Origin of the sequence: Streptomyces mesophilus (genome assembly GCF_040300965.1) — a bacterium.
Lineage (GTDB): Bacteria > Actinomycetota > Actinomycetes > Streptomycetales > Streptomycetaceae > Streptomyces > Streptomyces mesophilus_A.
Genome location: NZ_JBEPEW010000092.1, coordinates 1 through 13,252, shown reverse-complemented (window position 1 = coordinate 13,252; position 13,252 = coordinate 1). Strand labels below are relative to the sequence as shown.

Genomic DNA, 13,252 nt, shown 5'->3' with positions numbered 1-13,252 from the left:
ATTCCGGGGTGACCCTGGTGCGTATGAAGTCATCTGTTGTCGCCGCGTTGGCTGTTGCGGTCGTGCTCGCCGGAGCCCAGGCATGTTCCTCGGGATCCTCCGGTTCTTCGGACGCGAACGGCTCCTCCAAGGGATCCCGGTCCGAGACATCGCCATCCACCGCACCATCGAGTCCTCCGGCCAAGGCGAAGCCGTCACCGACCGGACCGTGCGCGGATGGAACCTGCGAGGTCGAGGTCGCGGTCGGTGACATCCTGGCCGTCCCCGAGACCTACGGACTCGGTCCGATGACCGTGAAGGCGATCACCGGCGAATCGGTCGAACTCACCGCGCCGTTGACAGGATCGGGCTACAGCATCTCCGGGTGCTCAGGGGGCGGAGTCACGTCCTCGCACGGCGGTGGCGGTGTCAGCCTGAAGTGCGACCGGGGGACTGTCGCGACCGTCAACAAGGCCATGACCCTGGAGGTCCTCAGGACGAAGGCCAGCGCCGCAGTCCTGCGTATCGAACCCGCCGACTGACGCGGATCGGCGAACTGCCGTATGAGGGCTGCGGTCCGGCGTCGGGCCGGCCCTCGGTAGGTCCCGGACTGTGAAGGATTCGAAGCGGCGATAAGCCGTGGTGGCGGTCCTGTTGAGAGGTGAGCGAGGCCCGCTGGTTCACCGCCGAGGAGTTCACGCCACGTTCCCCCGCACGGGCCACTCGCCGCTCAGTGTTCGTGCGTGACCTGAGCCGGCAGCTCACGGATCTCCCGCAGGCTCATCCGCGTACCGGGGTCGGAGTCCCGCTCCTCGATCTGCGCGAAGTGCCGCTCGGCCGTGGTCAGATCGCCACGGCGCCGGGCCAGTCGGCCGGCGAGGCGGTGGCCGTTGAGATGGCCCGGGTACTCGGCGAGGATCTCCGCGACCAGGGGCGCGGCCTCCTCGTCCCGCTCCGCCTCGACGAGCAGCTCGGCCAGCTCGGGACGCGGATCGACGCGCCGTTCGAGCGGTCCGCGCGGTGGGTCGAAGTCACCGGAGCGCTCCACCGCCCGGCGCAGCCATTGCTCGGCCTCCGCGGTCCGTCCGAGCCGGCGCAGCGCCCTGCCGAGGTGGTATGCCGCTTCGGGGATGTCGTTCTCCCACGCCATCACGAGCCACTGCTCGGCATCGGCGTACCGAGCCCAGCGCACCATGCTGCGGCCGGCCAGGAACGCGGGCCGCGCCAGACCGCCCTGGGCCGCACGCACGTACCAGCGCTCCGCGAACTGCGGGTCCCCACCCCGCTGTTCGCAGGTCCAGCCGACGCCCCAGGCGGCCCTCGCGTGTCCGAGCTCGGCGGCCTTGAGCTTCCAGATGCCGGCGGCCCGCTCGTTCTTCGCATCCGTGCAGATCACGGCGATGCTGTACGCCGCCCCCGCGTCCCCGGCCTCTGCGGCGGGCTCGAAGTACGGCACGAGCGGGGTCTCGTCGGCACTGCAGCCCTGAAGCATGCGCCCGAGGTTGAGCAGTGCGCGCGGAGTGCCGGATCTGCGATACCAGGCGGCCGCGTCGGGCAGCCGGTAGAGGCGTTCGAGCGTATCGGCGTACGTGAAGCACTCCTCGGGGCCGCCGGACTCCGCGGCCGCTTCCAACTCGGGCAGACGCGCCGCGAGTTCGGGGTCGGGCAGTCGCTCGGGGTCGGCGCGGATCGCCGCGATCTCCTCGAGCTGGTCGACGAACATCCGGGGCAGTCCGGCGTACGGGTCGTCGTCCTCGGCGTCGCCGGGGAGACGCAGCCAGCGCTCGGCCTCGTCGAGCCGCCGCTGCATGATGCCGATCAGGCCGAGGTAGTAGCGGGCGTAGTCGTGACCATCGGGCGCCGAAGCGGCGGTCTCGAGCCAATGCTCCGCCGTACGCTGGTCACCGCGCTCGAACGCCCACACACCGAGGACGTAGGCCGCACCCGAGTAGCCGAGCTCATGCGCCCGTATGGCCAGGGCGCGGGCCTCCTCGAACCGGTCACTGTCGCGAGCCACCAGGATGGCCTGCTCGATCAGGGCCTTGTGCGAGCCGACCGCCGCAGCTCGCGCGTAAAGCCCCTCCGCCGCGCGGATCGTGCTCGGGTAGTACGTGAACATGCCCGCGTACTCCGGGTCCCGCAGCGGACTCAGCGCCTCGAACGCGCCCTTTGCGTCCCCCTCGGCCTCCGCCTGCGCGAGCCTTTCGTCCCAGAGCTCCAGGTCGTCGACGATGTTCTCGATCACCTGACCGGCCGACGCCGCCTTGCGGTCGCCCAGTTCGGCCGCCTCGTCCAGCTGTGCCCGGGCTTCGGCGAAGGCGCCGTGGCGGGCGGCTTTGAGCACGGCGCCGTTGGTGAGGCACTGGACGTGGCCGAGTGCGGCTCCCCGCGCGTACCACTCCTGTGCTCCGTCCAGGTCGCCGGCCTCCTTCAGGAGCGTGGCGAGCCCGAAGGCGCAGCCGCCGTCGCGGTCGGCGGCGGTGCGGTACCAGCGCTCGGATTCGTCGAACTCCCAGCGGTCCTTGTGGCAGATCGCGAGCGTACGCGCCGCATCCGCGTCCCCGTCCGCAGCCGCCCTGGTCCACCAGGGCAGGGCCTGGTCCATCCGGCCGTTCTTGCCGAGGAACATGGCGTAGGCGCGATACGCGCCCTCCCGTCCGGCCTCGGCCGCGGCCGCCAACTCGGCTTCCCTGTCCCGTATTTCCTCATGCGGTTCCCCGTGTGTCATACCGTGATCGTTTCAGGCGGGCGCAGCCTGACGAATACGGGGGTGGGGTGCCTCGGGGGGGCCGAGAGCGAGGCTCAGGGCCGCTGCAGCCAGAGCAACGAGGCCACCACCAGCGCTTCGACACCGGTGCTGAGCGTCGGTTCGATCAACGGAGCGAAATGCGGTGAATGGTTGGCAGGCAGCCGGTCGATGTCCCCCTCCAGAAACGCCTTGACGGCAGTCTCCTGTTCGAGTCCGCCCCAGAACCAGAACACGGTCGGCACGCCGAGCACCTCACCGAACACCCCGACGTCCTCACTGGCATTGACCGGCGGCATGCGATGCACCCGCTCCTGCCCGAAGTACTCGGCGAACGCGGCCACCGTCCGCTCCGTGCTCCCGGGCTCGCTCACCAGGCTCGGGAGGCTGCCGAACCACGTCAGATCCGGTTCCTTCACGGCGGCGCCGGCCTGGCACTCCGCCCGTACGATCCGCTCGATGGCGGCGCGCACCAGGTCGCGGACCTGCGGGGTGTACGTGCGGATGTTGAGGCCGAGCTCGGCCTCGTCCGGAATGATGTTGTCCTTGGTGCCCGCCTGCAGCCTGCCGACGGTGATCACGGCGGTCTCGGCCGGCGGGACCTCCCGGGCGACGACGCCCTGAAGCCGCGTGACGATATGCGCAGCCGTCAGGACCGGGTCGACCGCCGCTTCGGGGCGCGAACCGTGGCCGCCGCGACCGTGCACGGTGACGTTCAACGAGTCCGCCGCCGCCATCACCGGGCCGGTGCCGTAACCGATGAATCCGGCAGGCAGCGGTGCCACGTGCTGGCCGAGCACGATGTCCGGTTTGGGGAACCGCTCGAAGAGCCCGTCCTCCACCATGCCCCGCGCACCGCACCCCAGTTCCTCCGCCGGCTGGAACACCACGAGCAGTGTCCCGCTCCACTCCTGACGGGCGGAGGCCAGGAGCATGGCGGCACCGACCAGGCAGGCGGCATGCATGTCATGCCCGCAGGCATGCATCACCGGTACGTCGCGGCCGTCCTGATCCACACCGCGGGCCGTGCTCGCATAGGGCAGTCCCGTCTTCTCCTCCACCGGCAGGGCGTCGAAGTCGGCACGGAGCATCACCACCGGGCCGTCGCCGTTGCGCAGCACGCCGACCACCCCGGTCTTGCCGACCTGCTCGGCGACCTCGTCGAACCCGTTCTCCCGCAACACGCGCGCCAGGACGGCGGCCGACCTTGTCTCCTGCAGCGACAACTCAGGATGCTGATGAAGGTCCCGGTAGAGCCCGGCCAGAACCTCCCGGATACCGCTCAGGCCCGCAACCACCGCTTCTGCCGTCACGCCCAGCCTCCGTAATCCGCCGAATGCGGACACCGTAACTTCAGGCAGCGACCGGTGCACTCCCGCCCGGCATAGGCCGGCGACGTGACCGGGGGAACGGAGTCCGCGGTCACCCGTCAGCCCGCCGGCCCGTCACACCTCGGGATCGCGCAGGCCGACGCAGTCGAAGGCCCAAAAGGTCTCGGAGTAGACGAAGGTGCCCGTCATCCAGGGCTCGTGCGCGGACAACCGGGCGACCTGGAACGCAGGTTCGGGGATACGCAGCGACGGCGAGCGGAAGCCCGCCGCGCCGGCGCTCTCGAAGCCGCGCGTGCCGTAGTAGTGAGGCGACCCCTCCAGGAACACCAGCGGCACGCCCTGACTTTCGGCCGCCTCGAGAGCGTGGGCGATGAGCCGCGTACCGATGCCCTGACGCTGGAACCGGGGGGCCACCCCCAGCGGTGACAGCGTCAGGACGTCCACGATCCGGCGCGGGGCGTCCAACCGCGTCGCGCTCAGCAGGACATGCCCGACGACCCGTTCATCCACGACAGCGACGAACGACATCGGAGCCAAAGGGGCCTCCGCAACGCGAAGAGCCTCCACGAGCCCGGGAACCCGATCGCCGTCACCGAAGGCACGCGTATGAACCTCACGTACATCCTGGTGATCGCCGGCGGTCTCCGGCCGGATCACCAGCCCGGCACTGTCGGGAACGATCCGGGAGCCCGCAGGCGCATCATGTGACGTCATGGCCGTGAGGGTAGATCGCAGGGCGGCTTGTGCGCGCGGCAATTGGGGGAGCCGACGCAATGCGGTGGAAGGGGCGACGAATGCCCAGGGCCGATCACCGCTCCATACACCGACGATATGTGTCCGCCGGTACAACTGCCGATGACGACCGTCGTTCGGAAGCAGGGGAGGCGTGGTGCGACTCGAGGGGTGGCACGGCTGGACCGGTACGTTCACCGGGGTGGTGGCCGTCACGGTGGCCGTACTGCCGTTGGCCGCACTGGCGGTGTGGGCGCTGGCACGCCGACGGACCGCCGCGGGCGCCACGCCGGCGCGGGCGCGGCGCAGGTCGCTGGCCGAAGTCGGCCTCGTCTACGGGACGTTGCCGCCGGTCTGGTTGATCATGCTGCCCGGCGACGAGGACGGCGCGGTCGTGAGCCTGGCCCCGCTGCGCGACCTGCTCTCCATGGACACGGCCCAGGTCGTCGGCAACCTGATGGTGTTCGCCGCGCTGGGATTCCTCGCCCCTCTGCGATTCGCGGGGCTTGCATCCCTCCCGCGGATCCTGGTGCTCGCGGCGGGCTGCTCGATCATGGTCGAGTCCGCGCAGTACGCCCTGCAGCTGAACCGGGTGTCCTCGGTGGACGATGTCCTGCTCAACACTGCCGGCGCGGTGCTGGCCGCGCTCGCCTCACGCCGCTGGTGGCGCACGACGCCTGGAGCGTCCTCGGGCGGAACGCCATCGGCTCTGGTCGCGGAAGGCTGAGCCAGAGGTTCAGTGGTCCGGGGTCATCGCTGACGAGATGCGTGACTGCGCCCGGAAGGCTTCTTGGCCGCTCCTGTCCCGGCCTTGTCGCCGGAGTCATGGTGACCGACTTGCCGCGACTCGGGGGAGTATCCGCTTCCGCTACCGCATGACCGTCATGCGGTCCCCTTCGCACGGCCCGTCGATGTGAATATCTGTGACGGCGAGATGAGAGTTTGACTCCCCGCCCGCGCAGCGTGTTTGCCGCAACGAACAGAGTGGAATTAAAAGGCCGTACACGGGCTGCTACCGCATGCTACTGTCGCTCTCAGGTTGCAGTCGTGGTTCCCATAAATTTCAACGCTGACATCGGCAATTTCTGCCACGGAAAGCGTTTTGTATTTTCCGGTCATCTTCCGGGCGGGGCATCATCGCGGCGACCCGGCACCCGTGCACCGCGGATGCCGGCGTACTGCCCCAAGGGAGAGTTCGACATGGCGTCCGGCACCGTGAAGTGGTTCAACCCGGCCAAGGGCTTCGGCTTCATCGAGCAGGACGGCGGCGGACCCGACGTGTTCGCCCACTTCTCGAACATCGCCGCCCAGGGCTTCCGCGAGCTCCTCGAAGGTCAGAAGGTCACCTTCGACATCGTGCAGAACCAGAAGGGCTCGACGGCCGAGAACATCGTTCCGGTCTGACGCTCATACACACTTCGCAGCTGGGGCCCGCATCCCTCGGGGTGCGGGCCCCAGCTGCGGACATTTCCTGCGGGTTCGTTTCACGTCGATACGACGTCGTATTTCATCGCCCGCGCATTGAATTCACCGCAAGCCTATTTGCTTCCGCATGCCATTCGGCCCGTTCTCGGATTCTCTGCGCTGTTGTTTTCGCTGCGAGAATTCCTTGATACGTGAGGTCGAGTCCAGGCGCCGTGTCAAGGAAGGTTCTGAATGAACCCCGCACGTACGAACAGTCGCACGTCCCGCAGCCGTTTCGGCTCGTCCACCCCGAGGCGCTCCGGGGGAGGGCAAAGCAGGTCCGGCGCGCAGGGCCGCAGGCCCGCGGCGGTGTCGGGTGAGTTCGCTCCGCCGAAGACGATCACACCGGGGCTGCCCGCCGTCGAGACGTTCGCCGACCTCGACATGCCCAAGCAACTGCTGGCCGCGCTCACCGCGGAAGGGATGACCGTCCCGTTCCCGATCCAGGGCGCCACCCTCCCGAACACCCTCGCGGGCCGCGACGTCCTCGGCCGGGGACGTACCGGGTCGGGCAAGACCCTCGCCTTCGGCCTGGCGCTGCTGGCCCGTACCGCCGGACAGCGCGCCGAGCCCGGACAGCCGCTGGCCCTGGTCCTGGTGCCGACACGCGAGTTGGCACAGCAGGTGACCGACGCCCTTGCCCCCTACGCCCGTTCGGTGCGGCTGCGGCTGACCACTGTCGTCGGCGGAATGCCGATCCGCAGGCAGGTCAGTGCAATGCGGCGCGGCGCGGAAGTCGTCGTCGCGACGCCGGGCCGCCTCAAGGACCTCATCGACCGGGGCGACTGCCGGCTGAACCAGGTCGCGATCACCGTCCTCGACGAGGCCGACCAGATGGCCGACATGGGGTTCATGCCCCAGGTCACCGCGCTCCTCGACCAAGTCGGTCCCGAAGGCCAGCGGATGCTGTTCTCCGCCACCCTCGACCGCAACGTCGATCTCCTGGTCCGCCGCTATCTCACCGACCCGGTCGTGCACTCCGTCGACCCTTCGGCGGGCGCGGTCACCACGATGGAGCACCACGTCCTGCACGTCCACGGCGCCGACAAGCACCGTACGACGACCGAGATCGCGGCCCGCGAGGGCCGGGTGATCATGTTCCTCGACACCAAGCACGCCGTCGACCGGCTGACACAGGACCTGCTGAACAGCGGGGTGCGGGCCGCCGCACTGCACGGCGGCAAGTCGCAGCCGCAACGCACCAGGACCCTGACCCAGTTCAAGACCGGGCATGTCACGGTGCTCGTCGCGACGAACGTGGCGGCGCGCGGCATCCATGTCGACAACCTCGATCTCGTCGTCAATGTGGACCCGCCCACCGATCACAAGGACTACCTCCACCGGGGCGGCCGCACCGCACGGGCCGGCGAGTCCGGCAGCGTCGTCACCCTGGTCACCCCCGGCCAACGTCGCGATATGACCCGCCTCATGGCCACCGCCGGCATCGTCCCGCAGACCACGCAGGTCCGCTCCGGCGAAGCGGCGCTCAGCCAGATCACCGGCGCCCAGGCACCGTCCGGTGTCCCCGTCACGATCACCGCGCCGGTGGCCGAGCGGCGCGGGCGCGGCACGGCCGGCCGCGGCCGGCGCAGCCCCGCCTCGGCGGCCCGCCGCACGAGCACCCGGCGATCGGCCTTCGATGCGGCCGCCTGAGCACCGTGAGACCAGGAACCGGCCCGTCTTCGCAGGAGGCACCTTTGATGCTGGACCAGATGCAACCCCGCCCGGTCAGAGCCGTCCCCGTACCCCGGACGGTGACCGACACGATGGAACCGGCCGGGCCCCAGGTCTGTGACGACATGACCGTCGAGGTGGCCCTGTCCCTCATGGTCGGCGCCCGCACCGAACACCTGCTCATCTGCGACAACGACGGCCGGTGCACCGGACTGGTCACCCAGGCCCAACTCGCCGCGGTCCGTGACGGTTCCGCGTACACGGACCGCATCCAGCTCCGCGACATCCTCCCCGACCGCGGTCCGTTCGCTTCGCCCGTGACCACGATGGCCGAAGCCGAGCACTCCATGCGCGACCGCCGCCTCGCCGCCCTGCCCGTCGTCGACGAGTACGGCAGCGCCCTGGGCATCCTCGCCCTCGTCCGCTGACCTCCTCGGCGCGGCGCCACCATCTCCCGACTCCCCCCTGTGAGGCATCATGCGCTGTGTCATCGCCCGCTTCCCGTTCGAGCTCACCAGAAGCGGAGTCCTGGAATCCATGAGGGGTGTCAAACCCGAGGAGGTCATCGGCGAGTCCGTGATCATCGGCCGCCGCACCTACCCGCTCAAGCAGGTCGGACAGGTCATCACGCGCCAGGACCGCCGTGACTTCAGTGCCGGTGAAGTCCTGCGGGCCATGACCCGACTCGGCTTCACCTGCCGCGGCCTTCCTCAGGCCGTAGCGCCCACGCGTGGTCTGAGCCCGTTGCAGAACGCTTCCGCGATGCTGGGCGCTCCCACAGCCGTCTGACCGAGGGGGCGGCGCGAGCCGCTGCCCGTACGACGGTGAGGGTCCGGCCGGCGGCCTGCGCATTGAGCCGGTACGTGCCTCAAGCCCCGTGACCCCGCGCGAAGTTCACGCGGGGTCCACGTGGTCACCGGCTTTGGAGTTCCACCTCGGTGACCGGCGTTCCCGCCAGGCCGCGGCCCCCTCCGCGGCGTCGTCCGTGCCGAGGAGCGCGAGATGGGCCAGGGTCTCAGCCCGTTCGACCGCGTCGGCGTCCAGATCCGACCACAGCAACCGTTTGCTCAGCGCGACCGAGGCGGGATTGGCCTCGGCCGCCGTGTCGTGGGCGAGCGCCAGTGCGGTGGGAAGCACGTCGGGGGCCGGCAGGGCGCGGCCGGCGATGCCGCGGTCGGCGGCCTCCCGGCCGGTCAGCGTCCGTCCGGTCAGCAGCAGTTCGGCGGCGACGGCGAGGCCGACCGTACGCCGCAGCGTGTAGTGGGACTGGCAGTCCCCGACCATGCCGCGCCTTACCTGCGGAACGGCCAGCTTGGCGTCCTCGGCCACGTACCGGATGTCGCACTGCAGCGCGACGGTGAGGCCGATACCGATCGCGTGACCGTTGATCGCCGCGATCACCGGCTTGCGTACGCGCCAGGCCGGCGGCTGTACGGGAGACGCGGTGAAGTCGCCCTTGGGCGTATCGAAGGCGCCCGCCTGTGCGGAGAGGTCGGCTCCGGCGCAGAAGGCACGGCCGGCACCGGTGAGGACGACGGCCCGTACGGCGTCGTCGGTGTCGCAGCTGCGATAGGCGTCGCCCAGGGCGCGCAAGGTGGAGCCGGACAGCGCGTTCAGGCGCGTGGGTCCGTCGAGCGTGATCACGGCGACGCCGGTCGAGTCGACCTCGACGCGGACCTCGGTCACGTCGCCCACCTCACTCACCTCCCGCACGGATCGCCGCCAAGAGCTCGCCCGTCGTGTCGGGCTGAGCGCTGTAGGGCTGGTAGAACGCCAGCCGGGTGGCCACGCCATGCCACCGGGCATGGATCTCGGCGGCCACGTCCTTCGGCGAGCCGACAGCGGCCAGCGTATGGAGCATGGTGTCGTCGATCGCGTCGGGCAGCTGATCCCACCGTCCCGTGCGGGTCAACTTCTGCAGTTCCGGCTGGAGTTCACCCCAGCCGTGGACGTCGAGGACAGGCCGGTACGCGGGCGTCGAGGCGTAGAACGCGAGCAGCCGCCGTACCCCCGCCGTCGCCTGAGCCAGCTCCCGTTCGTCCCGTGCACACCCCACGATGACCTCGGCCACCACCTCGAACGTGTCTCCCACGCCACCGAGTGGAGGCCGCCCCGCCGCCGCGAGCCCCTCGGCGAGAGCGGGCAGGGTGCGCTTTCGTACGTGCAGTGCGCTGTTGAACGGCATCACGAGGAGCCCGTCGGCCACCTCCCCGGCGGCCGCGGTCATCCGCGGGCCGAGCGCCGCGAGCAGGACCGGCGGGACGGGGTGCGGCGAGGGCTCCGGCCGGAACGTCGGTGGCATCAGGGTGTGGCTGGTGTAAGTGCCCTCGTACGCCAGGGGCTCCCCATCGGCCCAGGAGTCCAGTACGGCCTTGGTCGCGCGCACCCACTCCCGCATACGGCCCACCGGCGGGTCGAACCGGGACCCGTACCTGCGGGTGACATGCGCCTTCACCTGACTGCCGAGACCCAGCCGGAAGCGGCCGCCGGACAGTTGCTGCAGATCCCAGGCCGCATGCGCGAGGTGGACCGGCGAACGGGGCAGCGCCACCGCGATGTTGGTCATCAGGTCGAGCCCGACGCCCTCCCGCGCGGCGGTCACGAGCGGGAAGAACACATCGTGACCGCCCTCGAAGGTGAAGGCGCCGTCGAACCCCTGCTCCTTGAGCCGCCGCGCGGCGGCGCCCTCCTCGCCGAGTGCGGCCACCAGCTGGGTGTCGACCGGCAGGTGGCGCGTCACGACGACCTCGTCGATATCGCGCGCACGCGCCAGGTCCGTGCCCGACGCCTCGATGCGCTCACGCCGGCAGTTCCTTCAGCTCGCGCAGGCCGAAGCCCTCGACGCCCGCTTCCTCGCCAACTTTCTGATGCATAGTCAGAACTCTACGGTGTCCCGGCCCGGGACTGCGACGACTGGGGCGATCGTGCGTCTCAGCACGCAGCCGTACTGTCAGTGGGCGGCGAACTGCGCGCGCACCTGCTGCCGGACATCGGGCCGGATCCCGATTCCGCTGAACTCCAGCCGCTCCCCGTAGATGTCGGTGAGTCTGATCGCGCCCCCGCAGCCGCTGCCGTTCTCGGAGGTGAAGTAGTTGTATGCCGTACGGGGCAGCGCTTGCCAGCCGCCGCCGGTGCGCACTTCGAGCCTTGTCAGCGGATTGCGGTGGCCCAGGGCCTGAATCTCACACCAGTACCGGCTGGATCCGGTCTTGTACCGGATCGACAAGGGCTGGGCGGTGGAAGGGCTCAGCAGACGCCAAGTGACGGGGATCTGTCCCTGCGACGGGGCGGCGAGCACGGCGAAGGCCTGAGCGCTGAGGTCGAGTTGGCCCTTGACGCATGTCGGACACTCGTTGGTGACGCGCACGGTGATGGTGGCGCCGCGTGAGTTCTGTACGCGGATGTGCGCGCCGCATGCCTTGGAGGTCTCGTAGTCGGTGCTGTTCATGGCCGCGGTCATCACGTCGGAGGTGGGACCGAAGGAGCAGGCGCCGTTGCCGTCCGCGGCGTCGTAGAACGTGGCGGTTCCGCTGTACGTGGTGCCGGGTCTTATCCGTCCGGCGAGTACCGCACCGGCGACCGGCTTGGCCGTCGAGCCGGCAGCGGGTGAAGAACGCTTCGGTTTCGCACTCGTGGACGTCTTCGGGGCCTGCTTGCTCGTGGTCGCCGACGGATCGGGAGTGCGCCGACTGCTGGGCGTAGCAGGCGCGCCGGTCGTGTTCGTCGGTGTGATTCCTGCTGCCTGGCCCGACGAGGTGGCGGCCGTCGGGTCGAAGGTCATGACGAGTGCTGCGAGCACGGTCACGGCTGCTATGGCAAGGAGGGCCGAGCGCCCTGTGTGCGATGCCCGTCGCGTGCGTGGCGCGCGCCGTCGGCGCGACGGGAGGCGAGGCGAACGAGGTATCACTGACGAGTCCTTGAGGTGGGTGGGACGCCCGTGATGGCAGAGCTTGCCACGAACATGATGGCCGAGAACCCGTCGGTGCCGAGCGCTTCGCGCTATATCGGTCTGGTCCACCTCGCGGCCCACCAGGAGCCGCCGCCACGACGCGGTCACGGACGTGGGCCGCCCGTGGTCACCGCGGCTGCTGCTCCGCGATGACAGCCCAGTCGTCCGCTCCGCGACCGTCGGCGATGGCCTGGTCGAAGACCGCCCGCAAGAGTTGACCGATCGGGAGCGGAATGCCCTGGTCGGTCGCTGCGTCGAGCGCGAGGTGGAGGTCCTTGCGGCCCAGGACTGTGGTGAATCCGGCCGGCTGATAGCGCCGTTCGGCAATCATCGAGCCGTAACCGGTGTAGACGGCTCCCGGGAAGAGCGTGGAGGTCAGCAGCTCGACCAACTGTCCGGAGTCGACACCGGCGCCTTCCGCGACGCTGACGGCCTCGCCCAGTGACTGGATCGCGCAGGCGATCAGGTAGTTGCCGAGGATCTTCACGGTGTTGGCCTGCTCCGGCCGGTCGCCGACTCGCCATGTCCGTGAGCCGATCACGTCGAAGAACGGCTGCACGCGGTCGAGCAGCGCATCCTCGCCCGCAGCAAGGACGTTGAGTTCTCCTGCTTCGGCAACCGGAACGCGGCCGAAGACCGGTGCCGCGACGTATCCGACACCGTGCTCGGCGTGTGCGGCGCCGGCCCGGCGAGCCAGGTCGGTGCTCACCGTGGCGAGGTTGACGTGAACCGTCCCGGCCGGAGTCCGGGCGAGGACGCCGGAGTCGATGAACGTCTCGGCGACGGCCCGGTCGTCGGACAGCACCGAGAAGACCACCGGCGAGCGCATGGCCTCTGCGACGGAGGAGGCGCGACGGGCGCCCGCTGCGACCAGTTCGCCCGCGGGCCCGTCGGAACGGTTCCACACCACGACGTCGTGGCCGGCCTTCAAGAGGTTGCGCGCGATGGGTGCCCCCATGGCTCCCAGACCGATGACCGCGATGCTGCTCACGCAGAGCGCCCCTTTCCTGAACCGTCTGAACCTGTCAAGGATGTCACGGAGTTACGATCGCAAATCCTTGGGGGGCGACGTGAAGGTGTGCTCCCGTGCTCCCTCAAGAGCGATGGCCTGACTGTCAACCACTGCCAGAGCAGGCCCTCTTCATCCTGATGACCATCACTACGATCAGGCCCGCCGATCGGGACGTTCTGGCTCGCCCTGGGCGCGCTGCGTCGATCCGCCGTTCAGTACTGCTCGGTTTCGATGAATCCGGCATCCGTGTCGTCGGCGTGGTAGGTGTCGGCCGCGGTGGTGGGGTCGAATCCGGGCGGGCTGTCCTTGAGGCCCATGCCCATGCCGGCCAGTTTGGCCTTGACCTCGTCGATGGACTTGGCGCC

13 protein-coding genes and 1 pseudogene are annotated in these 13,252 nt (G+C 69.7%); 6 read left to right on the top strand and 8 right to left on the bottom strand.

From position 1 onward, the window contains the following. Positions 1-23: 23 nt before the first annotated feature. Positions 24-521, top strand: coding sequence for a hypothetical protein (locus ABT367_RS27255; RefSeq protein ID WP_352255741.1), 498 nt, complete (start codon positions 24-26; stop codon positions 519-521). A gap of 188 nt (positions 522-709) precedes the next feature. Here the strand turns inward: ABT367_RS27255 and ABT367_RS27250 are convergent, their stop codons facing one another. The 3 genes from ABT367_RS27250 to ABT367_RS27240 form a co-directional block, all read right to left on the bottom strand. Further along, the gene (locus ABT367_RS27250) at positions 710-2,707 is read right to left on the bottom strand and encodes a sel1 repeat family protein (protein WP_352255740.1); all 1,998 of its coding nucleotides are present in this window, start codon (positions 2,705-2,707) and stop codon (positions 710-712) included. A 74-nt stretch (positions 2,708-2,781) separates the two neighbouring features. After that, positions 2,782-4,044 carry an amidohydrolase gene (locus tag ABT367_RS27245; RefSeq protein ID WP_352255763.1) on the bottom strand — a complete coding sequence of 421 codons (1,263 nt, stop codon included), beginning with the start codon at positions 4,042-4,044 and terminating at the stop codon, positions 2,782-2,784. Between the two features lie 126 nt (positions 4,045-4,170). Then, entirely contained in the window at positions 4,171-4,770 is a 600-nt protein-coding gene (locus tag ABT367_RS27240; RefSeq protein ID WP_352255739.1) for a GNAT family N-acetyltransferase, read from the bottom strand. A gap of 175 nt (positions 4,771-4,945) precedes the next feature. On the opposite strand from ABT367_RS27240, the gene ABT367_RS27235 reads away from it, so the two are divergent. The 5 genes from ABT367_RS27235 to ABT367_RS27215 all read left to right on the top strand — a co-directional run bounded on the left by ABT367_RS27235 (position 4,946) and on the right by ABT367_RS27215 (position 8,715). Then, the gene (locus tag ABT367_RS27235; protein ID WP_352255762.1) at positions 4,946-5,515 is read left to right on the top strand and encodes a VanZ family protein; all 570 of its coding nucleotides are present in this window, start codon (positions 4,946-4,948) and stop codon (positions 5,513-5,515) included. Positions 5,516-5,988: 473 nt separating this feature from the next. Continuing rightward, positions 5,989-6,192, top strand: a complete 204-nt coding sequence (locus tag ABT367_RS27230) for a cold-shock protein (protein WP_165329930.1) — start codon at positions 5,989-5,991, stop codon at positions 6,190-6,192. A gap of 252 nt (positions 6,193-6,444) precedes the next feature. After that, positions 6,445-7,905, top strand: a complete 1,461-nt coding sequence (locus ABT367_RS27225) for a DEAD/DEAH box helicase (RefSeq protein WP_352255738.1) — start codon at positions 6,445-6,447, stop codon at positions 7,903-7,905. 44 nt (positions 7,906-7,949) lie between these two features. Further along, positions 7,950-8,354 (top strand): CBS domain-containing protein, encoded by a 405-nt coding sequence (locus ABT367_RS27220; protein WP_434975549.1) that lies wholly within the window; start codon positions 7,950-7,952, stop codon positions 8,352-8,354. Between the two features lie 49 nt (positions 8,355-8,403). Next, the gene (locus ABT367_RS27215; protein WP_352255736.1) at positions 8,404-8,715 is read left to right on the top strand and encodes an SCO5918 family protein; all 312 of its coding nucleotides are present in this window, start codon (positions 8,404-8,406) and stop codon (positions 8,713-8,715) included. 105 nt (positions 8,716-8,820) lie between these two features. Here the strand turns inward: ABT367_RS27215 and ABT367_RS27210 are convergent, their stop codons facing one another. The 5 genes and pseudogenes from ABT367_RS27210 to ABT367_RS27190 form a co-directional block, all read right to left on the bottom strand. Further along, a complete protein-coding gene (locus tag ABT367_RS27210; RefSeq protein WP_352255735.1) occupies positions 8,821-9,612 on the bottom strand; it encodes an enoyl-CoA hydratase/isomerase family protein in 792 nt (263 codons plus the stop codon). A gap of 10 nt (positions 9,613-9,622) precedes the next feature. Next, positions 9,623-10,666 carry a TIGR03617 family F420-dependent LLM class oxidoreductase gene (locus tag ABT367_RS27205; RefSeq protein ID WP_352255734.1) on the bottom strand — a complete coding sequence of 348 codons (1,044 nt, stop codon included), beginning with the start codon at positions 10,664-10,666 and terminating at the stop codon, positions 9,623-9,625. Between the two features lie 210 nt (positions 10,667-10,876). Next, positions 10,877-11,731 carry an expansin EXLX1 family cellulose-binding protein gene (locus tag ABT367_RS27200; protein WP_352255733.1) on the bottom strand — a complete coding sequence of 285 codons (855 nt, stop codon included), beginning with the start codon at positions 11,729-11,731 and terminating at the stop codon, positions 10,877-10,879. Between the two features lie 271 nt (positions 11,732-12,002). Next, a complete protein-coding gene (locus tag ABT367_RS27195) occupies positions 12,003-12,866 on the bottom strand; it encodes an NAD(P)-dependent oxidoreductase (protein ID WP_352255732.1) in 864 nt (287 codons plus the stop codon). Between the two features lie 233 nt (positions 12,867-13,099). Continuing rightward, positions 13,100-13,252 (bottom strand): annotated as a pseudogene (locus ABT367_RS27190) (DNA-directed RNA polymerase subunit alpha); the annotation flags it as partial.